Here is a 25,141-nt window from a genome sequence, read left to right as displayed (position 1 = left end):
ATCCCCCCTTTTGTGCCCTGGAGACCTCACATGTCTGACTTCTCTGGCTTGCCGCTGGTCATTGAGCCGAGCGACTTGCTCGCTCGTCTCGACGCCCGCGAACTGATTCTGGTCGACCTGACCAGCGCCGCACGCTACGCCACCGGGCACATTCCCGGCGCCCGCTTTGTCGACCCCAAACGCACCCAGCTTGGCCAGGCCCCGGCACCGGGCCTGATGCCGCCACAGGCCGCCCTCGAAGCCCTGTTCGGCGAACTGGGGCACAACCCCGACGCGGTCTACGTGGTTTATGACGACGAAGGCGGCGGCTGGGCCGGTCGCTTCATCTGGTTGCTGGATGTGATAGGCCATCGCCACTACCACTATGTGGATGGCGGCCTGCTGGCCTGGCTGGCGGAAAGCCTGCCGGTGTCCACCGAGGTGCCCGCCCCCGCTGGCGGCCCCGTCTCCCTGACCCTGCACGACGAGCCCACGGCCACGCGTGAATACCTGCAAAGCCGCCTCGGCGCCGCCGACCTGGCGATCTGGGACGCCCGCGGGCCGCTGGAGTACACCGGCGAGAAGGTGCTGGCTGCCAAGGCCGGGCACATTCCCGGCGCCATCAATTTCGAATGGACGGCCGGCATGGACCAGGCGCGCCACCTGCGCATCCGCCGCGACATGCCGCAGATCCTGGAAAAGCTCGGCATCACCCAAGACAAAGAAGTCATCACCCACTGCCAGACTCACCACCGCTCCGGCTTCACCTACCTGGTGGCCAAGGCGCTGGGTTACCCGCGAGTCAAGGGCTACGCCGGTTCCTGGGGCGAATGGGGCAATCATCCCGACACGCCCGTAGAGATTTAAGGTTTAAGGACAGTTAATGAAAAAGCGTTTGTTTATCCTCAGCCAGTACCTGCTGCCTCATCACCTGCTGTCGCGCCTGGCCGGCTGCATTGCCGAGTGCCGCGTGCGCTGGTTCAAGAATGCCTTCACCGCATGGTTCGCCAAGCGCTACCAGGTGGATATGTCACAGGCCCTGGTGGAAGACCTGACGGCCTACGAGCACTTCAACGCCTTCTTCACCCGCGCCCTGAAAGACGGCGCACGCCCGCTGGACTCCACCCCAGGCGCGATCCTCAGCCCGGCCGACGGTGCCGTCAGCCAACTGGGCCCGATCGAGCACGGCCGGGTATTCCAGGCCAAGGGCCACAGCTTCAGCGTGCTGGAGCTGCTCGGTGGCGACGCCGCAATGGCGGCGCCTTTCATGGGCGGTGATTTCGCCACCATCTACCTGTCGCCCAAGGACTACCACCGCGTGCACATGCCGCTGGCCGGGACCTTGCGCGAGATGGTCTACGTGCCGGGGCGGATTTTCTCGGTCAACCAGACCACCGCGGAAAACGTTCCGGAACTGTTCGCCCGCAACGAGCGCGTGGTGTGCCTGTTCGACACCGAACGTGGCCCGATGGCCGTGGTGCTGGTAGGCGCGATGATCGTGGCCTCGATCGAAACTGTCTGGGCCGGCTTGGTGACGCCGCCCAAGCGTGAACTGAAAACCGTGCGCTACGACGAAGCAGCTCGCGCGCCGATCCACCTGGAGAAAGGCGCCGAACTGGGCCGCTTCAAGCTGGGCTCCACCGCCATCGTGCTGTTCGGCCCAGAACAAGTGCAGTGGGCTGAAGGCCTGGTGGCCGGCTCCCCCGTGCAAATGGGTCAAGGCCTGGGCCTGGCCAAGGCCTGAGGCTTTTACCGGGTATAAAAAAACGCCGCTGATTCAGCGGCGTTTTTTTTGGCGGGGGCTTTAGATCACAACTGGCCGTCGCGATCACGGAAGCCCAGCAGGTACAGCACACCGTCCAGGCCCAAGGTGGAAATCGCCTGTTTCGCCGATTGCTTCACCAGCGGCTTGGCGCGGAACGCCACACCCAAACCGGCAATCGCCAGCATCGGCAAATCGTTGGCGCCATCACCGACGGCAATGGTTTGCTCCAGGCGCAAGCCTTCCTTGTGCGCCAGCTCACGCAGCAAATCGGCCTTGCGCTGTGCGTCGACAATCGGCTCGATGGCCACGCCAGTGACCTTGCCATCCACCACTTCCAGCTCGTTGGCGAACACATAGTCGATGCCCAGCTTGGCTTGCAACTGTTTGGCGAAGTAGGTGAAGCCGCCAGACAGAATCGCGGTCTTGTAGCCCAGGCGCTTGAGCTCGGCGAACAGGGTTTCAGCCCCTTCGGTCAAGCGCAGCGAAGCGCCGATGGAGTCCAGCACATTCACGTCCAGACCCTTGAGCAAGGCCAGACGCTCCTTGAAGCTGGCGCGAAAATCCAGTTCGCCGGCCATGGCCCGCTCCGTGATTTCCGCTACGCGATCGCCCACGCCGGCCGCCTTGGCCAATTCATCGATGACTTCGGCCTCGATCAGCGTCGAGTCCATGTCGAACACGGCCAGGCGTCGATTGCGACGGAACAGCGAGTCTTCCTGGAAGGCGATGTCGACGTTCAGTTCCTGAGCCACGCTGAGGAACTCGGCGCGCAGCGCTTGCGGGTCGGCCGCCTCGCCACGCACGGAAAACTCGATGCAGCCCTTGCCCTTGTCCGCCGGCGTGTCCAGCGGCATACGCCCGGACAAGCGATCGATATGGTCGATGTTCAGGCCGTACTTGGCCGTGATCGAGCTGACCCGCTGCAACTGTTCAGCGGTCACTTTACGGGTCAGCAGGGTGACGATATGGCGCTTCTTGCCCTGGCCGCCGACCCATTGCTGGTAATCCGCCTCGGACACCGGCGTGAAACGCACCTGCTGATCCAGCTTGTAGGCCGTGAACAGGATGTCCTTGAGCACCGACGAGCTTTGCTCGTTGCTCGGAATTTCAACCAGGATGCCGAACGACAGGGTGTCGTGGATCACCGCCTGACCAATGTCGAGAATGTTCACACCACCCTGGGCCAGAACACCGGTAATGGCCGCCGTCAGACCGGGACGGTCAACACCGGTGATGTTTATCAGGACAATTTCGCGCAAGGCGCACCCCCGCAGGTGGAAAAAAACCGCATTCTACCTACTTTCGCTGACCATCGGGCACAGCCAGCGCTTTGCCGGTCTAGGGCCTGTCGCTATACTGCGCGTCAACTTCACGGACAAAAGAGCCGAGCTCAGTGAACCGGCCTACGCCAGTCAAACCCGATAACTTCTTTCTGCTGATCTTCCGTGCACTGCGCCACCGCCGTGTACCGATTGCATTACGCATTGCCAGCCATAACGTGATCCTGGTCGCCCTGGCCCTGGTAATCTATGCCTGCGTGATGGGCCTGCAATTCAAGCAGGCGATGCACGAACAAGCCGACGCCCTGGGTCAGAGCCTGACTACCCAGACCGCAACCTCGGCCACCGAGCTGCTGGTGTCCAACGACATCCTCAGCCTCAACGTGCTGCTCAACAACCTGACCAAGAACCCGCTGGTGGCCCATGCGGCCATCTATAGCGTCGACAACCGGATCCTCGCCGAAGCCGGGCAGCGCCCGAAAAGCAGCCTGCTGGGCGAAACCGAAGGCGTCTACCAGACCAAGATCACCTTCCAGGACGTGACCGCCGGCAACCTGCGGATCAGCCTGGACATGGCCCAGTTCCAGCAGCCGATGACCATCAGCCTGCAAAGCATGGGCATTCTCAGCGCCATTCTGCTGGCCCTGGCCCTGGCCTTGAGCCTGCGCCTGGGGCGGCATATCTCCACACCCCTGATGCAGTTGCGGGTCTGGCTGCGAGACCTGGACGAACACACCCCGGCCACCCAGCGCCAAGACGAGATCGGCGATCTGGCGCGCCAGCTGCACGCCCGCCTGGTGCCGGAAAAGCCAGAACCGGAACCCGAGCCCGACTACGACGACAGCGATTACGACACTGCCGAAGACGCCGAACCGGCCTTTGAGGTGCGCAACCTGCGCGACCCGAGCTTTGATGAAAGCGCCCCGGTGGCCGGGCTCAAGCCGGCGCCACGGCATCTGGTCAGCGCCGAAGAAGACGAACTGGACGAAGAAGACCCGTTCGCCGACCTGCGGGATCATTCAAGCGCCGCTGCCCCCAAGCCGCTGCCCAAGCCGGTAGTGCCCCAGCAACCGCAACACAGTGCGGTACTGGCCGTGCAACTGGGCGCCCAGGAACAACTGCGACGCCTGCCCCGCGCCCGCCTGACGGAGTTGCTGGAGCGCTATCGTGATTGCCTGGACCAGGCAGCGTTGCTGTATCAGAGCGAACTGCACACCCTGAACGACGGCAGCACCCTGATGCTGTTCCACAGCGAAGACAGCGGCGATGACTACCTGACCAACGCCATTTGCTGCGGCGAGCTGTTGCGCGCCCTGGGCCATGCGCTGCAGATCGAAGTCGCCGACAGCGGCATCACCCTGCAACTGCAACTGGGCCTGACCCTCGGTGACGAATTGTTCGGCCTGAGCCAGATCGACCTGCTGCTGACCGAAACCGCCCAGGATGCCCTGGCCTTGTCCCAACACAGCCGCAACCTGCTGCTGGTGGAGCGCAAGATCAACGACGACGCACTGATTCGCCAACGCGCGCGGATCCGCCCCATCGCCAGCCCGGAAGGGGCCTGCTGCGTGGAGCGCCTGATGGAACCCTATCCATCGATGCTAGAGCGCCAGCTGGCGCGGATGCACGAGACCCGGGCCAAGCTGTAACGCTTGCCACCCCGAAGAAGCCCGCCTAGCGCGGGCTTTTTTGTGTCTGACGGAGGGGCTTTGTCAGGCCATGCCCATATCAATGAGGCCCTGAACCTTGCACAAGGCTTGCCTGCCCCATCGCCGGCAAGCCGGCTCCTACAGGTTCCGCACGATTGGCCGTTCTGTAGGAGCTGGCTTGCCAGCGATAACGCCCCCATCAACCTCCAGAAACAACAAAGCCCGCGGCTAGGCGGGCTTTGTCTTGAGGCAGGTCACATCAGAACCTGAACACTTCCATATCCGTGCGGATCGGCGTGGCCATGGGGATCTTCGGCTGCTTGCTCTGCTCCACTGGCTTGGCGGCCGGAGCGGGCGCCGATTTACGTGGAACATCTACGATGGCCGGCTGATTGGCCAGCGGCCTCAGCGCACCGGACAATTGTTCGGCCAGGCGCTGCAGCAACACCCCCTGGGCCTGGACCTGAGACGCCGTAGTGCCCGCATGCTGTTCTTGCAGATGGACAATACGGTTGTCACGCACCTGGCCACGGCGGTCGATCAAGCGCCATTGGGCATCCAGGATCGCCGGCTGCGACTTGCCCGAATCCAGGCGAGTGATCGACAGCAAGACCTGCACATCCGGGGTGAAGCCATTGGTGGCCGGAGACAGCACCACTCGCTGACTGTCCAGATGGCCCGCGACCTGACGCAGCAGCAACTGGTCGATGTCCGACGACAAGCTGCCTGCCCAACGACCGTCGGTCGAGGCTTGCAGGCTGCCATCATCTTGGCGCTGCAACAGGGTTTCGCGTTGCAGATAATCAGCAATCAGCACCGGCCCCAAGAGGACCGACATCCCGGCGTTAGCCGGTTGAGCTGGACTTCCGCTGTCCAGCTGATACAGCGACACCGGCTGGTGTACGCTGCAACCCGCCAGGCCAAGAACGCCAGCGAGCAAAAAAACAAGTGGAAGGCGCAGAGCAGTCATCATCCCATCCAGGTGGCGGCCACAAGGCTAGCCACAGTGTAAATACTCAAAAAAACCCTGAATAACGCTCGGCCACGCCGGCGCTTGAAAGCGCATATCATCCGTGAATATGCGCCCCGACTCCAGCGTTGTAGCGTCGATCTACCGGTTAAATCGCAGATCGAGCGCTCTAGCCCGCATTAGTTGAGATTTTCTACCAACAACGCATCTACGCGCTGGAAGCCACGTGGCAGTTTGTTACCACGGCGGCCGCGCTCACCCTTGTAGTGCTCCAGGTCGTCGGCCTTGAGCGACAGGGTCCGTTTACCGGCCTGCAGCACCAGGGTCGCGCCATCCGGCAGCACCGCGACATCCGTCACATACTCCTCACGGCTGGCCACACGCTCACCGGGAATGCCGATGATCTTGTTGCCTTTGCCTTTACCCAATTGCGGCAGGTCGCTGATCTTGAAGATCAGCAAGCGCCCTTCAGTGGTCACCGAAGCCAACCAGTTCTGCTCACGATCGGCCACCGGCCGCGGCGCCAGCACCTTGGCATTGTTGGGCAGGCTCAACAGGGCCTTGCCTGCCTTGTTCTTGGCCTGCAAGTCTTCACCCTTGACCACGAACCCATAGCCGGCGTCGGAGGCGATCACGTACAGCGCCTCATCTTCAGGCAGCAGCACGCATTCGAAGGTTGCCCCTGGCGGCGGCGTCAGGCGCCCGGTCAGGGGTTCGCCCTGGCCACGGGCCGAAGGCAAGGTATGGGCTGCCACCGAATAGCTGCGGCCAGTGGAGTCGATAAACACCGCGAACTGGTTGGAGCGCCCCATGGCCGAGGTCTTGAAGCCATCCCCGGCTTTGTAGGAAAGCCCGGTGGCATCGATATCATGCCCCTTGGCCGAACGTACCCAGCCCTTTTCCGACAGAACGACGGTCACTTTCTCGTTCGGCAGCAGCTCGGTTTCGGTCAGCGCCTTGGCTTCACTGCGCTCCACGATCGGCGAGCGACGGTCATCGCCGTAGGTCTCGGCATCTTTCAGCAGCTCGGTGCGCACCAGCTTCTTGAGCTTGGCTTCGCTGCCCAGCAGGGCCTGCAACTTGGCCTGTTCTTTCAGCAATTCATCCTGCTCGTCCCGCAGCTTCATCTCTTCCAGACGGGCCAACTGGCGCAAGCGAGTGTCGAGAATGTAGTCGGCCTGGATCTCGCTGAGCTGGAAGCGCGCAATTAACTCGGCCTTCGGGTGCTCGGCGGTCCGGATGATGTGGATCACTTCATCCAGATTGAGGTAGGCAATCAGCAAACCGTCCAACAGGTGCAGGCGCCGCTCGACCTTATCGAGGCGGAACTGCAGGCGACGGCGCACGGTATTGACCCGGAACTCCAGCCACTCCACCAGCAAGGTGCGCAGGTTCTTCAACTGCGGCTTGCCGTCCAGGCCGATGATGTTGACGTTCACCCGATAAGTGGACTCCAGCTCGGTGCTGGCGAACAAATGCTGCATCAGCGCTTCGTGGTCGACCCGGTTGCTGCTCGGGATAATCACAATCCGGCAAGGGTTCTCGTGGTCCGACTCGTCACGCAGGTCAGCCACCATCGGCAGCTTCTTGGCCTGCATCTGCGCGGCGATCTGCTCCAGCACCTTGGCGCCGGATACCTGATGGGGCAGCGCGGTGACAATGATGTCGCCGTCTTCAATGCGGTACACGGCGCGCATGCGCACCGAGCCCTTGCCGGTTTCGTACATTTTCAGCAGATCGGCGCGGGGCGTGATGATTTCCGCTTCAGTCGGGTAGTCCGGGCCCTGGATATGCTCACAGAGCTGCTCGACCGTGGCCTTGGGCTCATCCAGCAAGCGTACGCAGGCGGTCGCCACTTCCCGCAGGTTGTGCGGCGGTACGTCCGTGGCCATGCCCACGGCGATGCCGGTGGTGCCGTTGAGCAGGATATTCGGCAAGCGCGCCGGCAGGACCAACGGCTCCTGCAAGGTGCCATCGAAGTTCGGGCCCCAGTCCGCGGTGCCCTGGCCCAGTTCGCTGAGCAGCACCTCGGAATAGCGGGATAGACGCGCTTCGGTGTAACGCATGGCCGCGAAGGACTTGGGATCGTCCGGCGCCCCCCAGTTACCCTGGCCATCCACCAAGGTGTAGCGATAGCTGAACGGCTGGGCCATCAGCACCATGGCTTCGTAGCAGGCCGAGTCGCCGTGGGGGTGGAATTTACCGAGCACGTCACCCACGGTACGGGCAGATTTCTTGTGCTTGGAGTCAGCGTCCAGCCCCAGCTCACTCATGGCGTAGACAATACGCCGCTGTACCGGCTTCAGGCCGTCGCCGATATGTGGCAGCGCACGGTCCATGATCACGTACATGGAGTAGTTGAGGTAGGCATTTTCGGTGAAGTCAGCCAGTGATCGGCGTTCTACGCCATCCAGGCTGAGATCAAGGGAGTCGCTCATGCGGGCCTCATCGGTTCGTTGTCTGGCGCAGCAGCAAGGTGCCACCACGCTGGGTAAATTCAAGTTGTTTCAATGCGCTCATGCCCATCAGCACCTGCTCGCCGCCCAGTCCGGGGACCACCAGGGCGCGTACATCCCGCAGGACGATCTCACCCAACTGCAGGCGCTCAAGACGGGTCCGGTAGCCTTCGGTGCGGCCATTGGCCGTGCTCAGGGTCACCGGGGCGCCTCGCTCCAGGCCCAGGCGCTCGGCCAGGTCCGTCGGGATCGCGACGTCGGTGGCGCCAGTATCGAGCATGAAATCCGCCGGCTGGCCATTGATCTGGCCGCTGGCGACGAAGTGCCCCTGGCCGTTGCCCACCAGCTTCACCTCGATGTAATCCCCATGATGTTGCGAAGTCACGACAGCGTTAGGATTTTCCTGACGCTGCTCCCACTCGCCAAAAAATCGCGTGGCCAGAAACAGCCCAGCGGCCCAGGCCATGATCAACATGACCCGCCCTGCCCTTTTACCGGGTTGTTGGCTCATGGTTTGGCACTCCAACCACCCTCAGGAGCAGCAAAACGCCAGACAATCGGCCGTACTTCGCCATCGGCGCGGGCACCATTGTTGTTGTCCAGGCCGATCCAGGCCCCGGTTGCATCCACCACCAGCGCTTCGGCCAGCCCGTAGGGCTGCGGATAACGCCGTTGCTCCTGGAGCGCCTCGGCGGCAAACGACCAGCAACGCTCGACCTTGGCGGTCTGTGCATCCCGGCGACAGACTTCATAGGCGTTGCGTTCCAGGGTGAACAGCTTGCCCTCGAACAACGCGAGGTCGGCAAAATCCCGGGACACGGCCTTGGCCTTGGGCATTTGCGCAGGCTGCATTTCCGAACCGGCCTCGCTGAGCAGCACACAGCCGCCGTCGCAATCCCAGACCGTCTGCTGACGCTTGATCAGCAACAACCCTCGACGTTCGCGCTCGGCCGCCAGCCAGATCCGATCCCCGGCGGGGCTCACCGCCAGGCCCTCGAACAACGCATTGAAGTGCAGCAACATACCGCTGGCACGGGCTTCGCGGACCATGATCGGGGAAATTTTCAGCCACTGCGCCGGGCCATCCACCGGCACCTGCAACACCGCCGCATGGGATTCGCTGACCACATACTTATGGCCGGCCTTGTCACAGGTAATGCCTTCAAAATCCAGGTCGCCGCCACGCACAAAGGACGCCGCCCAGGTTCGCGAGCTCAAGCCCCAGGGCAAGCCACTGTCGGGCACCGGCGGCACCTCGACCGGCACCGCCTGGGCGCGCCAGACCGTCTCACGAGTATCGAGCCGGTAAATCTGGTCGTCATCGCGGTCGGAAACGGTCCACAAGTCCTTGCCACATTGCGCCAGGCCCGACAGGTTGCCACCGCGCATCCCTTCTACCGGATGCTCGGCGAGCAACTGCAGCTCGGGCGATGGCGCGGCCACCGCCGAGGTTGCCAATAGCACTGACGCCAGGGCAAAGCCTCTGAACATCAGGCCAGCACCTCCGCCAGGTTGCCTTTGGACTCCAGCCAGGTCTTGCGGTCGCCGGCGCGTTTTTTCGCCAGCAGCATGTCCATCATTTCCGAGGTCGCCTCGACGTCTTCCAGGGTCAACTGCACCAGGCGCCGAGTGTTCGGGTCCATGGTGGTCTCGCGCAGTTGCGGCGGGTTCATTTCGCCCAGGCCTTTGAATCGAGTGACCTGGGGCTTGCCGCGTTTCTTCTCGGCCACCAGGCGGTCGAGAATGCCATCACGCTCGGCGTCATCCAGGGCGTAGTAGATCTCTTTGCCCAGGTCGATGCGGTACAGCGGCGGCATGGCGACATAGACGTGACCGGCATCCACCAGTGGGCGGAAATGCTGGACGAACAAAGCACAGAGCAAGGTGGCGATGTGCAGGCCGTCGGAGTCGGCGTCGGCGAGGATGCAGATTTTGCCGTAGCGCAGCTGGCTCATGTCCTCGGCACCCGGGTCGACGCCAATGGCCACGGCAATGTTGTGCACTTCCTGGCTGGCCAGGACTTCGCTGCCGTCCACTTCCCAGGTGTTGAGGATCTTGCCGCGCAACGGCAGGATCGCCTGGAACTCTTTATCCCGTGCCTGCTTGGCCGAACCGCCGGCGGAATCACCTTCCACCAGGAACAGCTCGGAACGCATCGGGTCCTGCCCGGCGCAATCCGCCAGTTTGCCCGGCAGTGCCGGTCCCTGGGTAATGCGCTTGCGCTCGACCTTTTTACTGGCCTTCAAACGGCGGCCGGCGTTGCTGATGGCCAGTTCGGCCAGTTGCATGCCCAGCTCAGGGTTGGCGTTGAGCCACAGGCTGAACGCGTCCTTGACCACGCCGGAAACGAAGGCCGCGGCCTCACGGGACGACAGTCGCTCCTTGGTCTGGCCGGAGAACTGGGCGTCTTGCATCTTCATCGACAGGACGAAGGCGATACGCTCCCAGACGTCTTCCGGTGCCAGCTTCAGGCCCCGTGGCAGCAGGTTGCGGAATTCGCAGAACTCGCGCATCGCATCCAGCAGGCCCTGGCGCAAACCGTTGACGTGGGTGCCGCCCTGGGCCGTGGGAATCAGGTTGACGTAGCTTTCCTGGACGCTGTCGCCGCCTTCAGGCAGCCACAGCAGGGCCCAGTCCACGGCCTCCTTGTTACCCGCCAGGCTGCCGCAGAACGGCTCGCTCGGCAGGCGCTCGAATTCGCTGACCGCGTCCACCAGGTAGGAGCGCAGGCCGTCTTCGTAATGCCACTCGACCTTCTCGCCGCTGGACTTGTCTTCGAAGCTGACCAGCAGCCCCGGGCACAGTACAGCCTTGGCCTTGAGCACGTGCTTGAGGCGGCTGACGGAGAATTTCGGTGAGTCGAAGTATTTCGGGTCCGGCGCGAAGTACACGCTGGTGCCGGTGTTGCGCTTGCCCACGGTGCCGATCACTTCCAGCTCGGTGGCCTTGTAGCCATCGGCGAACGTCATCTGGTACTCGTTGCCGTCACGCTTGACCCGCACCCGGACCTGGTTCGACAAGGCGTTGACCACGGAAATACCCACCCCGTGCAAACCGCCGGAAAACTGGTAGTTCTTGTTGGAAAACTTGCCGCCGGCGTGGAGCTTGGTGAGGATCAGCTCGATCCCGGACACGCCCTCTTCCGGGTGAATGTCCACGGGCATGCCGCGGCCATCGTCGGACACTTCCAGGGAATGGTCGGCGTGCAGGATGACCTGGATCGACTTCGCATGGCCGGCCAGGGCTTCGTCGACGCTGTTGTCGATGACTTCCTGGGCCAAGTGGTTCGGCCGAGAGGTGTCGGTGTACATGCCCGGACGTTTGCGCACCGGGTCGAGGCCCGAGAGGACTTCGATGGCGTCTGCGTTATAAGAGCTAGCGCTGGGAGTGGCCATGGGGTCTCGTCGTTAGTCGTTCAATGAAAATAAAGGCTCGAGCGTTCACAATGCCGTGAAATCGATGGCCTGATACTGATCGGCGCCAATGCCGGCAAAACTCAACATCGCCGGCAATTGTCCGGCAAAACCCTGGAAGCCATGGTCGCCGCCGGCCTGAATACGTAAGGCGCAGGCCCGGTAATACCGTTGCGCGCTGCGATAGTCCAGGGTCTCATCACCCGTCTGCAACCACACCTGATAACGCTGGGGGTCCTGCGGCGCTGGCACTTCCAGCTCCGCCAGGGCTGCCACGTGATCGTGGGTCAGCTCCCAGGTCTCGTCGGTATACAGGTTCTTTTGCGTGCCCAGGTAGCCGTCGAACATCCGGTGCGGGGTCACCGCAGGGTTGATCAACAAGGCCTTCAGGCCATGGCGCTCGGCAAGGTGAGTCGCATAGTAGCCGCCGAGCGAGCTGCCGACCAGCAGTGGCCGCCCCAGCTCGGCAATCGCCTGCTCCAGCTGGCTGATCGCCTCCCGGGGATGGTGATGCAAGGCCGGAACCCGCAACTGTCCGGCCAGCCCGATGGCGTCCATCACCGCACTCAGCTGAGAGGCCTTTTGCGAGGCCGGGGCGCTGTTGAAACCGTGGATATAAAGGATCGACCCGGACATGCGAACTCCCTGTGAGATGAGCAAAGCGCGCAGTTTACAGGGAGTCTGAGAGATTGACTTGCCCGGTCAGAATACCGGAGGTGTCAGTAGCCGTTGCTGCCGTAATCGACGGTGAAAACAAAGCCGCTGACCCGCTCCACGCCGGTTTCCAACCGTCCATCGGGCAGCAGCCGCAGCCAGCGATAACCCGGCGCCCGCTCATCGACCTTGAAGTCCTCGCTGCCCGGCTCGAACTGGATGCAGGTCGAGGGCGATGCCAGCAGCCGCAGCGCCCCTTGGGGGCGATCGATTTCCTGGTGCACATGTCCCCAGAGCACGGCCCGCGCCTGGGGAAAGCGCTCCAGCACGGCAAACAGGGCTTCGGGGTTACGCAGGCCGATGGGTTCCATCCAGGCACAGCCGATGGACACCGGATGATGGTGCAGGCAAATCAGGTGATGACGTTCAGGTGCTTCACTCAGGGAGCGCGCCAGCAGCTGCAGTTGCTCATCCTGCAAATAACCGGGTACTGAGCCGGACACCGCCGAGTCGAGCAAGGTGATGCGCCAATTACCGATGTCCACCACCGGCTCCAGCAACGGGCTTTGCATCGCCGCCAGGGCCATGATCTGCGGCTCGTCGTGATTCCCCGGGATCCAGCGAGCCGGGGCCGATATCTGCCGGGTCATGTCGCGAAAGCGCTGGTAGGACTCCAGGGTCCCGTCCTGCGACAAGTCCCCCGTGGCCAGCATCAGGTCGATCTGTGGCTGCTGCGCCAGCACCAATTCGATCACCCGTTGCAGGCTGTCGCAGGTGTTCATGCCCAACAGCGTTCCGTCCGCCTCGGCGAACAGGTGGCTGTCGGAGAGTTGCACCAGCAACACAGGATCATCGGTGGTCAGAGTGGATACGCTGGGCAAGGCGTTCTCCCAAGGCAGAATCGCGGGGCATGAAGATGGGGGCAATTATGCTGGGGGAAATTAAAAAGAGGAAACCCGTGAACCGGACACAGTTCACATCTAACGCACAGCCTCGAACTCATGGCCGCAAGCCAGGCAGTGACTCAGCCACTCGCCCAGGAAGACATTCAGTTGGGCCTTCTCATCAGGCTGATGCATGAATGCATTGGGATAGGGGTAGATGCCTCGAAAGCGCCGGGCGTGCTCGGCGCTGATGACTTCCGCCATGCGCGCATCGTGATAGACCTGCACTTCCAACTGCGGCACCGGCAACCACGGCAGGCTGTGTTCCTGGCGTACCTGCAAGGTGGTGGTGTAGGGGCAGGCCAGCAACACCTCCAGGGCCAGCACGCCGAGCATCTGGTCACCCTGGGTCACCGCAATACGCCGCGCCACCGGCTGGTTGCGCATGTCGGGCAACAAGCGCATCAGGCGGGCATAGTTGGCCTCGCAGGCGGCTTGCAGGCCCACGAGGTCCACCCGATAGCGATCGCGTGCTTTGTTTACGACCATAGCCCCCTCACTTCAGCCCGGCTCAACGCCAGCCATTGCAGGGCGATGATGCTCGCCGCATTGGCAATCCGTCCGTCCCGTACCGCTTGCAATGCATCTTCCAGGGCCCAGACCGAAACCCGAATGTCTTCCGCCTCCTCCACCAGGCCATGCAGGCCACCGGCCCCGCGGCTGTCGCAGCGACCGAGAAACAGATGCACGAACTCGGTGCTGCCCCCTGGCGACGGGAAATACTGAAGCATCGGCCACAATGCGGAGAAGGTCAGCCCAGCTTCCTCCTGTGCTTCGCGGTGAGCAACTTCTTCCGGTTGCTCGTCCTTGTCGATCAACCCGGCCACCAGTTCCACCAGCCAGGGCGTCGCTGCCTTGCCCATGGCGCCGACCCGGAACTGCTCGATCAGCACCACTTCATCGCGCTGCGGATCGTAGGGCAGCACGCAAACGGCATCATGACGAACGAACACTTCGCGGCTGATTTCCCGCCCCATGCCACCGGCAAACAGCTCATGGCGCAGCTGCAGACGATCGAGCCGGTAGAAACCCTGGAAGCAGTTGTCGCGCCGGATGATCTCGACGGCGCTCGGAGTGGCCTTGGCAAAGTCAGTCATTGCAGTCCTCGTGTACAACGTATTCGATCCGAGGATCCCCCTCGACTTCGCGCCATCCTAACGCGCTCGCGGCCCATGGTGCAGCCCCTTTGCCCTCAGCGGGATAGACGGCGGGGGGGCAAACCTAATCTAATTGCCTGCATTGAGCTTAGTGGCGAACCGACTGCCTCGCTGACAGTCGAAGCCGGTAACTTTTGCTTCCCCCTGGTTTAGAAAGGACGCCCATGTCACTCGTTAAAATCGCCTCCGTGGCCTGTATTGCCCTGACCCTGGGCGCCTGCCAAAGCCTGTTCCAACCCAACTACCGGACACCGCTGGAAAGCACCCGCGACAAGTCGGAACAGATCAAGCCCGGCTGCGACGGCCAGGATTGCCCGCTGGTGAACCTCGACATCGTGCACTTCGCCGCCGAGCCACAGCTGGACGCGATCATCGAAAAGCGCCTGCTGCAAATGACCCGCACCAGCCCGGACGCCGCGACACCCGCGACCCTGACCGCCTACCGCGAGCAATTCCTGCGCCAGGCGCCCAGCCGCAACAGCATGTACCTGCAATCCAAGGTACGGGAACAGCATGACGGCTTGGTGATCATCGAACTGGCCAGCTACCTGGACACCGGCGGCGCCCACGGCACGCCGGGCCGTGGCTTCATCAACTATTCGCGCCAGCAGCACAAGGCCCTGAACCTCTCGGACATGCTGCTGCCGGGCCAGGAAGAGGCGTTCTGGAAAGCTGCGCAAGTGGCCCACAACAGCTGGTTGATCAGCACCAAGCTGGACCAGGAGCCGGAGTACATCAAAAGCTGGCCCTTCCAGAAAACCCCGAACGTGGCTTTGACCTACGGCGGCGTGATCCTCAAGTACGACGTGTCGGTGATCGCGCCTTACGCCCTCGGCCACGTCGAACTGAAGATCCCTTACAACCGCCTGGGCGCATTCTCAAGCCCGAGCTGTTCCCTGGCCGTAACTGAACGCCCGGCCCAACAGCCATTGCAGCGCCCCTGCCAGGATCAACGCGGGCAGGGTCGCGCCCACATCCGGGTAGACGTTGGCCAACAAGTGATAAGTGCTGACCCCACCCAGCCAGGCCAGCAAGGCCGGCCAACGCAGCGCAAACGACACCGGCAAAGCCCCGCGCTTGCGCAGGATGAAGTGATCCACCAGCACCACGCCGAACAGCGGCGCAAACACCGAGCCGATCAGCAACAGGAAGTTCTGGTACTGGGCCAGCGGCGCCAGGCAGGCGATCAGGGTGCAAATCACACCAATCGCCAACGCCAGGTGCTCGACCTTCAGCCGCAATAGAATACCGCTGGACACTGCCGCCGAATGGATATCGGCAAAGGCGTTTTCCGACTCGTCCAAGAGAATCAGCAGCAGCGGAATCCCCAGGCCAGCGCCGGCCAGCGCCAACAGCAGGGCATTCACTTCACCGCTAGGAGCGAACGCCAAGGTGTAGGCGACGCCCAGGCTCATCAGCCAGAAATTGCCGATAAAGAAGCCCAGGGCGGTGCCACCAAACACGTTTTTGGCGCGCTTGCCGAACCGCGAATAGTCGGCGATCAGTGGCAGCCACGACAGCGGCATGGCAATGGCGATATCGAAGCCCACGGCAAACGGCATCGAACCGTCACCGGCCTGGGCCCACAAGGCACCCAGGTCGACCTTGGCCAGCAGGTTCCAGGTCAGCCACAGGCACGCCGCCAGCAGCAACCAGATGCCCCACTTGCGCAAAATCTGCCGCACGAAGGTGAGAGGGCCGCTGACCGCCAGCAAAGTGGCCAGGGCACCGAAGAACAAGGTCCAGAGCAAGGGGCTGGCCAGCAGGCTGCCCTCGCTGAACGCGCGCGTGCCGAGCAGGCTTGCCGCATCGCGCATGACGATGATTTCAAACGAGCCCCACCCCACCAGCTGCAGCAGGTTGAGCAACGCCGGCAGGCTGGCGCCGCGGTTGCCAAGGCTGAGCTTGAGCGCGGCCATGGACGACAACCCGGTATCGCTACCGATCACCCCCACCGCCGCCAGCAGCAAGACGCCCACCGCCGTGCCAAGGAAAATCGCCAGCAGCGAACCCGACAGGCCCAGCCCCGGCGCCAACAGCGCACCGGTCTGCAACACCATCAAGCCGATACCGAGGGAAAACCACAGGGAAAACAGATCGCGCGCACCGAACACACGCTGCGCCAAAGGCACCGCGTGATCGGGGGAGTAGGTACTGGGTTGAATGCTCAAAGGGGCGTACTCGGAGGGGAGCAGAGAAAAGCAGCTGCGAGCTTCAAGCCCCAAGAAAAGGCGCGGCGCCCTTGCCTGGAGCTTGAAGCTTGCAGCCCGCGACTTAAACCTTCTTGTAAAGCTGACTACCTTCCTGCTTGAAGCGCTCGGCCTGTTCCGCCAGGCCTTTGGCGACGTCCACGTCCACCGCTTCGATGCGTTGGTTGGCCGCGTACTCGCGGACTTCCTGGGTGATTTTCATCGAGCAGAACTTCGGCCCGCACATGGAGCAGAAATGCGCCACCTTGGCCGAGTCCTTCGGCAGGGTTTCGTCGTGGTACGAGCGCGCGGTGTCCGGGTCCAGGCCAAGGTTGAACTGGTCCTCCCAACGGAACTCGAAACGCGCCTTGGACAGGGCGTTGTCGCGGATCTGCGCGCCAGGGTGGCCTTTGGCAAGGTCGGCAGCATGGGCGGCGATCTTGTAGGTGATGATCCCGGTCTTCACGTCATCCTTGTTCGGCAGGCCCAAGTGCTCCTTGGGCGTCACGTAGCACAGCATGGCGCAGCCGAACCAGCCGATCATTGCCGCACCGATGCCCGAAGTGATGTGGTCGTAGCCTGGAGCGATGTCGGTGGTCAGCGGGCCGAGGGTGTAGAACGGCGCCTCGTCGCAGCACTCCAGCTGCTTGTCCATGTTCTCCTTGATCAACTGCATCGGCACGTGGCCCGGGCCTTCGATCATGCACTGCACGTCGTGCTTCCAGGCAATCTTGGTCAGCTCGCCGAGGGTCTCCAGCTCACCGAACTGAGCTTCGTCGTTGGCGTCGGCAATCGAACCCGGACGCAGGCCATCCCCCAAGGAGAAGCTGACGTCGTAGGCCTTCATGATTTCGCAGATTTCGTCGAAGTGGGTGTAGAGGAAGTTCTCTTTATGGTGCGCCAGGCACCACTTGGCCATGATCGAGCCGCCCCGGGAAACGATGCCGGTCACGCGTTTGGCGGTCAACGGCACATAGCGCAGCAGCACCCCGGCGTGGATGGTGAAATAGTCCACGCCCTGCTCGGCCTGCTCGATCAAAGTGTCGCGGAACAGCTCCCAGGTCAGGTCCTCGGCCACGCCGTTGACCTTTTCCAAAGCCTGGTAGATCGGCACGGTACCAATCGGCACCGGCGAGTTACGGATGATCCATTCGCGGGTTTCATGGATGTGCTTGCCGGTGGACAAGTCCATCACCGTGTCCGAACCCCAGCGAATGCCCCAGGTCAGTTTCGCCACTTCTTCCTCGATGGAAGAACCCAGGGCGCTGTTGCCAATATTGCCGTTGATCTTCACCAGGAAATTACGGCCGATGATCATCGGCTCCAGCTCAACGTGGTTGATGTTGGCCGGGATGATGGCGCGGCCGCGGGCGATTTCCTCGCGGACGAACTCTGGGGTGATTTCTTTCGGGATGCTGGCACCGAAGCTGTGGCCGGCGTGTTGCTGCTTCAGCAGGCCGGCGGCGCGGGCCTCCTGGAGCTTCATGTTTTCGCGGATCGCGACGTATTCCATCTCGGCAGTGATGATGCCCTGGCGGGCATAGTGCATCTGGCTGACGTTGGCCCCGGCCTTGGCCCGACGCGGGTTGTTGACGTGGGCGAAGCGCAGTTTGGTCAGCTCGGCATCGGCCAGGCGCTGCTGGCCGAAGTTGGAGCTCAGGCCCGCCAGGCGCTCGGTGTCGCCACGGTCGTCGATCCAGGCCGAGCGCACATCGCCCAGCCCCTTGCGCACGTCGATCACCACGTTCGGGTCGGTGTAAGGGCCGGAGGTGTCATAAACGGTGACCGGCGCGTTGATTTCGCCGCCGAAATCGGTAGGCGTCACATCAAGGGTGATTTCGCGCATCGGCACGCGGATGTCCGGGCGAGAACCCTGAACGTAGACTTTTTGCGAACGGGTGAACGGCTTGACCGATTGTTCGTCGACCTTGGCCGAATCGCTCAGGTTGATCGCGTTTTTAGATTTTGTAGTCATCACGGGCTCTCCAGACAGCATCCAGGCAGTGGATTGTCGGAGCAGAACCTGAAAGGCACGGACGCACCAGGACTGGTGCTGTGCATCGTCGTCGAGCGTTCGATTGTCGAACAATTTCCCGGACGAAGCACAAGAGGACTCGCCGGGTGACGAGAAATCTTGTTCCCTACGCAGGCGCTAACCTGATCAGGTTCAACGGGATCCGAAATTATTCGATCTCAGCCTCATAGCAAGGCACCCCGACAAGAACTGGCGCAGTCTAGACCAAAGTCCGGGCGCAATGCCAATCCCCGTGCAATCAGCATGATGAATGGCGTAATTGCAGGATTGTTGCCATAAGTCAGCACATCTACACTCGCTGGGCCGCGCCAAGCCTTGACGCTCCCGAGAGCGAGACTTAGCCTTGGCGCCTGAATTATCCTCGTAATATTACTCAAGGGATCGCCTCATGCTGCGCAAACTCTCACTGGCCCTTGCCGTGTCTTGTGCGTCCAATGGAATGGCTTGGGCAGCAGAAGCGCCCTTAACCACCAAGACCGATCTGGTCAGCGTCTACCAGGAAGCCGTGGACAACAACGCCGACCTGGCTGCCGCCCGCGCCCAATACGGCGCCCAGAAGGAAGTGGTGCCCCAGGCCCGTGCCGGCCTGCTGCCCAACCTCTCGGCCGGTGCAGACCTGAACAACACCCGCACGCAAATCGATCGGCCTTCGGCGACCTCCACACGCAGCGGCACGGTGTACCAGGCGACCCTGGCCCAGCCACTGTTCCGCGCCGATCGCTGGTTCCAGTTGCAGGCCGCCAAGGACGTCAACGAGCAGGCTGCCCTGCAGCTCTCGGCCACTGAACAGAACCTGATCCTGCAAAGCGCGGAAAACTACTTCGCGGTGCTGCGCGCCCAGGACAACCTGGCCTCGACCAAGGCCGAAGAGTCGGCCTTCAAACGACAGCTGGACCAGTCCAACGAGCGCTTCGACGTGGGCCTGTCGGACAAGACCGACGTCCTGCAATCCCAGGCCAGCTACGACACCGCCCGGGCCAACCGGATCCTCGCCCAGCGCCAGGTGGACGATGCGTTCGAAGCCCTGATCACCCTGACCAACCGCCAGTACAACTCAATCCAGGGCATCGTCCACACCCTGCCGGTGCTGGCGCCCTCACCGAACGACGCCAAGGCCTGGGTCGACACCGCCGCCAAGCAGAACCTCAATCTGCTGGCCAGCAACTACGCGGTCAGCGCCGCCGAAGAAACCCTCAAGCAGCGCAAGGCCGGCCATGCACCCACCCTGGACGCCGTGGCGCAGTACAAGAAGGGCGACAACGACGCCTTCGGCTTCAGCAACCCGGACCCGGCCCTGCAAGGCCAGCGTTACGGTGGCGACGTCGAACAGCGCAGTGTCGGCTTGCAGTTGAACATCCCGATCTTCAGCGGCGGCCTGACCAGCTCCCAAGTGCGCGAGTCGTACTCACGCCTGAGCCAGACCGAACAGCAGCGTGAATCCCTGCGCCGCCAGGTGGTGGAAAACACCCGCAACCTGCACCGCGCGGTGAACACCGATGTCGAGCAGGTCCAGGCGCGGCGCCAGTCGATCATCTCCAACCAGAGCGCCGTTGAAGCCACGGAAATCGGCTATCAGGTGGGGACCCGTAACATCGTCGACGTGCTCGATGCCCAGCGCCAGCTGTACACCTCGGTGCGCAACTACAACAACAGCCGCTACGACTACATCCTCGACAACCTGCGCCTGAAGCAGGCCGCCGGAACCCTGAACCCCGGGGATCTGCAAGACCTGTCGCGCTACCTGAAAGCCGACTACAACCCGGACCGCGACTTCCTGCCGCCGGACCTGGCCAAAGCGGCCCAAGAGCAATTGCAGGCGCGCTGAACCTCGCCGCGACAGGCACAAAAAAGGCCGGTGCGATTCACAGGAATCGCACCGGCCTTTTGCGTTCAGCCTCCAGCAGTGACGTCAGGGGCGAGCCTTGAGCAAGCCTCCCAAGCCATCCAGCAAACGCTGCAATGCCCCCTGGTTGGCGGCCATGACCTTGAGCCCGGCTTCGGCCATTTTCTGTGCATCCCGTGGCAGCTCGAATAGACGCTGCACCGCCACCGCCAAGCCTTCGGCGTCCTCCACTTCCTGCAGCGCACCGGCCTCGCGCAGCAGGGCGGCGATTTCCAGGAAGTTGAACAGGTGCGGCCCGCTCAGCACCGGCTTGGCCAGGGCCGCCGGCTCCAGCAGATTGTGCCCGCCATTGGGCACCAGGCTGCCGCCGACAAACGCGCTGTCGGCCAAGGCATACAGAAACAGCAGCTCGCCCATGGTGTCGCCCAACAACACCGAGGTGTGGCTGCCCACCGGTTCGGCGCTGGAGCGGCGCACCGTGGCAAAGCCCTGTTGCCGACACAGCTCGAACACTGAATCGAAGCGCTCAGGGTGACGCGGCACCAGAATCAGCAAGGCGTTGGGGTAACTGTCCAGCAGGCGACGATGGGCATCGAGCACCACCGCATCTTCGCCGTCATGGGTGCTGGCGGCGATCCACACCGGACGCTCCAGAGCGCCCCATTGCTGACGCAACTCGGCGGCGCGTGCCAGCAATTGCGGGTCGATGGTCAGGTCGAACTTGATCGAGCCGGTCACCTCGACCGTTTCCGGCCGCGCGCCCAGGGCACGAAAGCGTTCCGCCTCGGCCTCGGTCTGCACCGCGAACAGGCTCATTTCCTGAAGCATTGGCCGGGTCAACCGGGCAAAGCGGCCGTAGCCCTTGGCTGAGCGTGCAGACAATCGGGCATTGGCCAGGGCCACTGGAATCCCGCGTTTGGCGCACTGATGAATATGGTTCGGCCACAGTTCGGTTTCCATGATGACTGCCAGCCGGGGCTGCAGCCGATCCAGAAAGCGCGCAGCAGCGCACGGCAAGTCATAGGGCAGGTAGCAGTGCTGGATCCGCGGTTCATTGGCGAACAGGGCCTGGATCCGTTCGGAGCCGGTGGGCGTCATGCAGGTCACGGTGATCGGCCATTGCGGGTACTGGGCCAGCAATCGACGGATCATCGGCGCGGCGGCGATGCTTTCACCCACCGAGACCGCGTGCACCCAGATCCCCCCGGGCTGCAGCGGCGGCAGGCCGAAGGAGAAGCGTTCGCCAATCCGCCGGGCATAGGCCGGCGCCTTGCGCGCCCGAAGCCACAGCCGAATCGCCACCAATGGCAGCCCCAGGTAAAACAGCGCGGTGTAGAGAGTTCTATTCATGGCGGCGGAGTTTATCGGTTTTTTAGCCAATCGCCTTCAAGTGCACGGCAAAACGTTGCGCCAGCCAACGGGCAGCCAGGCCCAGGGGCTCGTCTCGGCGCCAGACCAACTCCACCACCAGCGCCGGCGGGGTCCATTCACTGACCAGTTCCACCATCTGGTGCTGATAGGCCGGGTACTGCACCACGTGCCGCGGCAGCCAGGCCCAGCCCAGGCCCCGCATCAGCCACTCGGCCATGACGTAGAAACTGTCGGCGCGCCACACCTGGGGGCTGATCGCTTCGCCGCCGGGGTAGCCGCTGGTCAAGGGTGAAATCAACAACTGCCGGTGGCGCGCCAACAGTTGGCGATCGACACGCTGTTCATGGGCCAGGGGATGGCCCACCGCGCACACCGTGACCATCTCGACGCTACCCAACGCCTGCCGCTCCAGGGCCTCGGGCATGTGCTCATGGTGAAACAGCAAGCCCAGGTCAGCGCGTCGCTCCAAGAGTTTGCGCGCCACATCGCCCTGGGCCGCGCTGGCCAGTTGCACTTCCAGGCTGGGGAATTCCTCGGCCAGGGCTTCCAGGCTGTCGAGCACCGGCTGAAACGGCATCGCCTCGTCCTGGGCCAGGCGCAAACGGGCTTCCTGGCCGCGCATCATGGCTAGCGCCCGGCCGTTGAGACGATCGCATTGGCGCAATATTTCCCGGGCCTCCTGCAACAGGGCGCTGCCGGCTTCGGTAAGCCGGGGCTGGCGCCCGCTGCTACGCTCGAACAGGCTGACGCCCAGGTCTTCCTCCAGCAGGGCAATCGAACTGCTGACCGCCGACTGGGCCTTGCGCTGCTGACGCGCCACAGCGGAAAACGAACGCTGCTCGGCCACGCTGACGAACAAGCGCATTTGCTCCAGGTTCCATTGCACGCTCATGGTTCAACCTATCTCCCATTCAGATAGGTAATGACTTTACCCCATCTGTGTTCGCCCTAGAATGCGCACCTCAGAACGCCGCATCTACACGAGGAACACCCCCATGAACGCTTACTACTACCTGGCCATCGCCATCTGCGCCGAAGTGATCGCCACTGTTTCGATGAAAGCGGTCAAGGGCCTGAGCACCCCGATTCCCCTGCTGCTGATCATCGTCGGCTACGGCATCGCCTTCTGGATGCTGACGCTGGTGGTGCGCACGGTGCCGGTGGGCGTGGCCTACGCGGTCTGGGCCGGCATGGGCATTGTCATGGTCAGCATCGCCGCGCTGTTCCTCTACGGGCAGAAGCTCGACATCCCGGCCATGCTCGGCATGGCCCTGATCGTCCTGGGAGTGGTGGTGATCCAGTTGTTTTCGAAAACCGCCGGGCACTGAAAAACAGCGGCAAGAAAAGCGCCACGCTTGCAGCTTGTGGCTTGAAGCTTGAAACTTGCCGCTTCGTTTTATTTCCCGAGGTCGCTGCATGCCATCCGCTATTTCCACCGACGTGCTGATTGTCGGCGCTGGCGTCGCCGGGCTCTGGCTCAACGCGCGCCTGCGTCGCCAGGGCTTTTCCACTGTGCTGGTGGAAAGTGCCAGCCTCGGCGGCGGGCAGAGTGTGAAATCCCAGGGCATCATCCACGGCGGCGCCAAATACGCCCTGCACGGTGCCCTGACCGGCGCCTCGGAAGCCATCGCCGACATGCCCCGCCGCTGGCGCGAGGCCCTGGCCGGCAACGGCGAACTGGACCTGTCCAGCGTGCGCCTGCTCTCGGAAGCCCACTACCTCTGGTCCCCTGGCACCCTGGCCGGCAACCTCACCAGCTTCTTCGCCAGCAAGGCGGTGCGCGGCCGGGTCGATCAGGTCAAGGGCGAGCAACTGCCCCCTGCCCTGCAAGACAAGCGCTTCAAGGGCAAGGTCTATCGCTTGGCCGAACTGGTGGTGGACGTGCCCAGCCTGATCGAGCGCCTGGCCCAACTGGCCGGTGACGGCCTGCTGGCCGGGCAGCACGTCGAGCCGCTGCTGGAGCAGGGCGAACTGGTCGGGCTGCGCGTCGATGAGCGCGAAATCCGTGCCCAGCGCATCGTCCTCAGCGCCGGTGCCGGCAACGCCGAACTGCTCAGCGCCCTGGGCCTGAGCCAGCCGACCATGCAACGCCGCCCCTTGCACATGGTGATGGTCAAGGGCCCGAGCCTGAAACCGCTGTACGCCCACTGCCTGGGCGGCGGCCCCAAGCCACGGATCACCGTGACCACCCATCCTGCAGCCGATGGCCAGTGGGTCTGGTACCTGGGTGGCGACATCGCCGAAGCCGAAGGCGTGGCCCGGGAACCGGCCGCACAGATCGCGGCCGCGCAAAAAGAGCTGGGCAACCTGCTGCCCTGGGTCGACCTGAGCCAGGCGCAATGGGCCACCTTGCGGGTGGATCGCGCCGAGCCGGCACAATCGGGCCTGACCCGGCCGGACAACGCCTTTCTCGCCGAACAGAATCGCCTGCTGGTGGGCTGGCCGACCAAATTGGCCCTGGCCCCGGATTTCGCCGACCGGGTGTTGGCCGCGCTGGCCCGTGACGGTATCCAGCCTGGCCCTGCGCACACCTTGCCCAGTCTGCCCAAGCCGCCCGTGGCACAACCCGCCTGGGAGCAACTGTTGCCATGAGCCAAGCCACCCTGCACGACCTTCATCGCCCCCTGGGCAACACCGGCTTGCAGGTGTCGCCCCTGGGCCTGGGCACCGTCAAGCTGGGCCGCGACCAAGGGGTCAAGTACCCCAATGGCTTCCAGATCCCGGGGGACGACGAAGCCCGCATGCTGCTCAAACTGGCCCGCGACCTGGGCATCAACCTGATCGACACCGCGCCGGCCTACGGCCGCAGTGAAGAACGCCTGGGCCCGCTGCTGCGCGGTCAGCGCCAGGACTGGGTGATTGTCAGCAAGGTGGGAGAAGAGTTCAGCAACGGCCTGTCCCAGCACGACTTCAGCGCCCAGCACACCCGCGCATCGGTGGAACGCAGCCTGCAACGCCTGGAAACCGATGTGATCGATCTGGTGCTGGTGCACTCCGATGGCAATGACTTGGCGATCCTCGATGACGGCGAGGTCTACCAGACCCTGGCGGCGCTCAAGCGTGAAGGCAAGATCCGTGGCTTCGGCTTTTCCGGCAAGACCGTCGAAGGCGGCCTCAAGGCACTGGAGCAAGGCGACTGCGCCATGGTCACCTACAATCTGAACGAACAAAGCGAGCGGGCGGTCATTGATTATGCGGCGCGCCACGGCAAAGCCATCCTGGTGAAAAAGGCCCTGGCCAGCGGCCACGTGTGCCTCAGCCCGGGCGTGGACCCGGTCCGCGCCAGCTTCGAGTTGTTGTTTGACCAGCCGGGCGTTGCCAGTGCTATTGTCGGGACCATCAACCCCCTGCACCTGGCCCATAATGTGACGACCGTTGCCCAGGTCCTGAGCAAAAACTGATGCCGCCGACGCGGCCGACCCCGACGCAAGAAGGA

At 63.2% G+C, this 25,141-nt stretch carries 21 protein-coding genes, 1 pseudogene and 1 riboswitch; of the genes and pseudogenes, 8 read left to right on the top strand and 14 right to left on the bottom strand.

The genetic code is table 11. From position 1 onward, the window contains the following. Positions 1-30 precede the first annotated feature (30 nt). Both rhdA and asd read left to right on the top strand, forming a co-directional pair. Positions 31-846 (top strand): thiosulfate sulfurtransferase, encoded by an 816-nt coding sequence (gene rhdA, locus M1B34_RS23365; RefSeq protein WP_123329536.1) that lies wholly within the window; start codon positions 31-33, stop codon positions 844-846. Between the two features lie 16 nt (positions 847-862). After that, positions 863-1,723: an archaetidylserine decarboxylase gene (gene asd / locus M1B34_RS23360; RefSeq protein ID WP_123329534.1), complete on the top strand. Its 861-nt coding sequence runs from the start codon at positions 863-865 to the stop codon at positions 1,721-1,723. A 65-nt stretch (positions 1,724-1,788) separates the two neighbouring features. On the opposite strand, the gene serB is transcribed toward asd, so the two are convergent. Next, positions 1,789-3,003 (bottom strand): phosphoserine phosphatase SerB, encoded by a 1,215-nt coding sequence (serB, locus tag M1B34_RS23355; RefSeq protein WP_268262814.1) that lies wholly within the window; start codon positions 3,001-3,003, stop codon positions 1,789-1,791. A 134-nt stretch (positions 3,004-3,137) separates the two neighbouring features. Here serB and M1B34_RS23350 point away from each other — a divergent pair, with 134 nt between their 5' ends. Next, positions 3,138-4,673 (top strand): AhpA/YtjB family protein, encoded by a 1,536-nt coding sequence (locus M1B34_RS23350; RefSeq protein WP_268266335.1) that lies wholly within the window; start codon positions 3,138-3,140, stop codon positions 4,671-4,673. Positions 4,674-4,932: 259 nt separating this feature from the next. Here M1B34_RS23350 and M1B34_RS23345 read toward each other — a convergent pair whose 3' ends face one another. The 9 genes from M1B34_RS23345 to M1B34_RS23305 form a co-directional block, all read right to left on the bottom strand. After that, positions 4,933-5,643, bottom strand: coding sequence for a PqiC family protein (locus tag M1B34_RS23345; protein ID WP_268262816.1), 711 nt, complete (start codon positions 5,641-5,643; stop codon positions 4,933-4,935). 179 nt (positions 5,644-5,822) lie between these two features. Next, entirely contained in the window at positions 5,823-8,081 is a 2,259-nt protein-coding gene (gene parC / locus M1B34_RS23340) for a DNA topoisomerase IV subunit A (RefSeq protein ID WP_123329526.1), read from the bottom strand. Positions 8,082-8,088: 7 nt separating this feature from the next. After that, entirely contained in the window at positions 8,089-8,610 is a 522-nt protein-coding gene (locus tag M1B34_RS23335) for a retropepsin-like aspartic protease family protein (protein ID WP_268262817.1), read from the bottom strand. After that, positions 8,607-9,590: an esterase-like activity of phytase family protein gene (locus M1B34_RS23330; protein WP_268266334.1), complete on the bottom strand. Its 984-nt coding sequence runs from the start codon at positions 9,588-9,590 to the stop codon at positions 8,607-8,609. The genes M1B34_RS23335 and M1B34_RS23330 overlap by 4 nt, the downstream gene beginning before the upstream one ends. Continuing rightward, a complete protein-coding gene (parE, locus tag M1B34_RS23325) occupies positions 9,590-11,494 on the bottom strand; it encodes a DNA topoisomerase IV subunit B (protein ID WP_268262819.1) in 1,905 nt (634 codons plus the stop codon). The genes M1B34_RS23330 and parE overlap by 1 nt, the downstream gene beginning before the upstream one ends. A 45-nt stretch (positions 11,495-11,539) precedes the next feature. Beyond that, positions 11,540-12,148, bottom strand: a complete 609-nt coding sequence (locus M1B34_RS23320; protein WP_123329518.1) for a YqiA/YcfP family alpha/beta fold hydrolase — start codon at positions 12,146-12,148, stop codon at positions 11,540-11,542. Between the two features lie 83 nt (positions 12,149-12,231). Then, positions 12,232-13,047, bottom strand: a complete 816-nt coding sequence (gene cpdA, locus M1B34_RS23315; protein ID WP_268266333.1) for a 3',5'-cyclic-AMP phosphodiesterase — start codon at positions 13,045-13,047, stop codon at positions 12,232-12,234. A 99-nt stretch (positions 13,048-13,146) separates the two neighbouring features. After that, entirely contained in the window at positions 13,147-13,599 is a 453-nt protein-coding gene (locus M1B34_RS23310; protein WP_123329514.1) for a DUF1249 domain-containing protein, read from the bottom strand. Further along, a complete protein-coding gene (locus M1B34_RS23305; protein ID WP_268266332.1) occupies positions 13,590-14,207 on the bottom strand; it encodes an NUDIX domain-containing protein in 618 nt (205 codons plus the stop codon). Before M1B34_RS23305 ends, M1B34_RS23310 begins: the two co-directional genes overlap by 10 nt. Positions 14,208-14,431: 224 nt before the next feature. Between M1B34_RS23305 and M1B34_RS23300 the strand changes: the two are divergent. Further along, a pseudogene (locus M1B34_RS23300) lies at positions 14,432-15,177 on the top strand (RsiV family protein). Here M1B34_RS23300 and cytX read toward each other — a convergent pair. Further along, complete coding sequence (gene cytX / locus M1B34_RS23295) at positions 15,146-16,438, bottom strand: putative hydroxymethylpyrimidine transporter CytX (protein WP_268266331.1); 1,293 nt, start codon at positions 16,436-16,438, stop codon at positions 15,146-15,148. The pseudogene M1B34_RS23300 and the gene cytX sit on opposite strands and share 32 nt — an antisense overlap. Positions 16,439-16,541: 103 nt before the next feature. Further along, on the bottom strand, positions 16,542-18,431 hold the full coding sequence (gene thiC, locus M1B34_RS23290) for a phosphomethylpyrimidine synthase ThiC (RefSeq protein ID WP_123329506.1): 1,890 nt from the start codon (positions 18,429-18,431) through the stop codon (positions 16,542-16,544). 146 nt (positions 18,432-18,577) lie between these two features. Further along, positions 18,578-18,683, bottom strand: a riboswitch (TPP riboswitch). 196 nt (positions 18,684-18,879) lie between these two features. Here thiC and M1B34_RS23285 point away from each other — a divergent pair. Continuing rightward, a complete protein-coding gene (locus M1B34_RS23285; protein ID WP_123329504.1) occupies positions 18,880-20,316 on the top strand; it encodes a TolC family outer membrane protein in 1,437 nt (478 codons plus the stop codon). A gap of 84 nt (positions 20,317-20,400) precedes the next feature. Here M1B34_RS23285 and waaA read toward each other — a convergent pair whose 3' ends face one another. Both waaA and M1B34_RS23275 read right to left on the bottom strand, forming a co-directional pair. Continuing rightward, positions 20,401-21,684, bottom strand: coding sequence for a lipid IV(A) 3-deoxy-D-manno-octulosonic acid transferase (gene waaA / locus M1B34_RS23280; protein WP_268266330.1), 1,284 nt, complete (start codon positions 21,682-21,684; stop codon positions 20,401-20,403). A gap of 22 nt (positions 21,685-21,706) precedes the next feature. After that, positions 21,707-22,591, bottom strand: a complete 885-nt coding sequence (locus M1B34_RS23275) for a LysR family transcriptional regulator (RefSeq protein ID WP_425273430.1) — start codon at positions 22,589-22,591, stop codon at positions 21,707-21,709. A gap of 109 nt (positions 22,592-22,700) precedes the next feature. Between M1B34_RS23275 and M1B34_RS23270 the strand changes: the two genes are divergently transcribed. The 3 genes from M1B34_RS23270 to M1B34_RS23260 all read left to right on the top strand — a co-directional run bounded on the left by M1B34_RS23270 (position 22,701) and on the right by M1B34_RS23260 (position 25,106). Then, positions 22,701-23,033, top strand: coding sequence for a DMT family transporter (locus M1B34_RS23270; RefSeq protein ID WP_123329491.1), 333 nt, complete (start codon positions 22,701-22,703; stop codon positions 23,031-23,033). A gap of 88 nt (positions 23,034-23,121) precedes the next feature. Beyond that, positions 23,122-24,297, top strand: coding sequence for an NAD(P)/FAD-dependent oxidoreductase (locus tag M1B34_RS23265; RefSeq protein ID WP_268266329.1), 1,176 nt, complete (start codon positions 23,122-23,124; stop codon positions 24,295-24,297). Continuing rightward, a complete protein-coding gene (locus M1B34_RS23260; RefSeq protein ID WP_123329488.1) occupies positions 24,294-25,106 on the top strand; it encodes an aldo/keto reductase in 813 nt (270 codons plus the stop codon). Before M1B34_RS23265 ends, M1B34_RS23260 begins: the two co-directional genes overlap by 4 nt. Positions 25,107-25,141: the final 35 nt, after the last annotated feature.

Origin of the sequence: Pseudomonas morbosilactucae (assembly GCF_023241715.1) — a bacterium.
In the GTDB taxonomy this organism is placed as follows: Bacteria; Pseudomonadota; Gammaproteobacteria; order Pseudomonadales; family Pseudomonadaceae; genus Aquipseudomonas; species Aquipseudomonas morbosilactucae.
The sequence above is the reverse complement of the archived record's forward strand: the minus strand, read 5'-3'. Positions and strand labels throughout refer to the sequence as shown.

What these genes read in the sequence shown, in the direction of transcription:
- rhdA (WP_123329536.1), top strand. Translation starts at nt 31, where the DNA reads ATGTCTGACTTCTCTGGCTTGCCGCTGGTCATTGAGCCGAGCGACTTG.
- asd (WP_123329534.1), top strand. Translation starts at nt 863, where the DNA reads ATGAAAAAGCGTTTGTTTATCCTCAGCCAGTACCTGCTGCCTCATCAC.
- M1B34_RS23345 (WP_268262816.1), bottom strand. Translation starts at nt 5,643, where the DNA reads ATGACTGCTCTGCGCCTTCCACTTGTTTTTTTGCTCGCTGGCGTTCTT.
- parC (WP_123329526.1), bottom strand. Translation starts at nt 8,081, where the DNA reads ATGAGCGACTCCCTTGATCTCAGCCTGGATGGCGTAGAACGCCGATCA.
- M1B34_RS23335 (WP_268262817.1), bottom strand. Translation starts at nt 8,610, where the DNA reads ATGAGCCAACAACCCGGTAAAAGGGCAGGGCGGGTCATGTTGATCATG.
- M1B34_RS23330 (WP_268266334.1), bottom strand. Translation starts at nt 9,590, where the DNA reads ATGTTCAGAGGCTTTGCCCTGGCGTCAGTGCTATTGGCAACCTCGGCG.
- parE (WP_268262819.1), bottom strand. Translation starts at nt 11,494, where the DNA reads ATGGCCACTCCCAGCGCTAGCTCTTATAACGCAGACGCCATCGAAGTC.
- M1B34_RS23320 (WP_123329518.1), bottom strand. Translation starts at nt 12,148, where the DNA reads ATGTCCGGGTCGATCCTTTATATCCACGGTTTCAACAGCGCCCCGGCC.
- M1B34_RS23310 (WP_123329514.1), bottom strand. Translation starts at nt 13,599, where the DNA reads ATGGTCGTAAACAAAGCACGCGATCGCTATCGGGTGGACCTCGTGGGC.
- M1B34_RS23305 (WP_268266332.1), bottom strand. Translation starts at nt 14,207, where the DNA reads ATGACTGACTTTGCCAAGGCCACTCCGAGCGCCGTCGAGATCATCCGG.
- thiC (WP_123329506.1), bottom strand. Translation starts at nt 18,431, where the DNA reads ATGACTACAAAATCTAAAAACGCGATCAACCTGAGCGATTCGGCCAAG.
- M1B34_RS23285 (WP_123329504.1), top strand. Translation starts at nt 18,880, where the DNA reads ATGCTGCGCAAACTCTCACTGGCCCTTGCCGTGTCTTGTGCGTCCAAT.
- waaA (WP_268266330.1), bottom strand. Translation starts at nt 21,684, where the DNA reads ATGAATAGAACTCTCTACACCGCGCTGTTTTACCTGGGGCTGCCATTG.
- M1B34_RS23270 (WP_123329491.1), top strand. Translation starts at nt 22,701, where the DNA reads ATGAACGCTTACTACTACCTGGCCATCGCCATCTGCGCCGAAGTGATC.
- M1B34_RS23265 (WP_268266329.1), top strand. Translation starts at nt 23,122, where the DNA reads ATGCCATCCGCTATTTCCACCGACGTGCTGATTGTCGGCGCTGGCGTC.
- M1B34_RS23260 (WP_123329488.1), top strand. Translation starts at nt 24,294, where the DNA reads ATGAGCCAAGCCACCCTGCACGACCTTCATCGCCCCCTGGGCAACACC.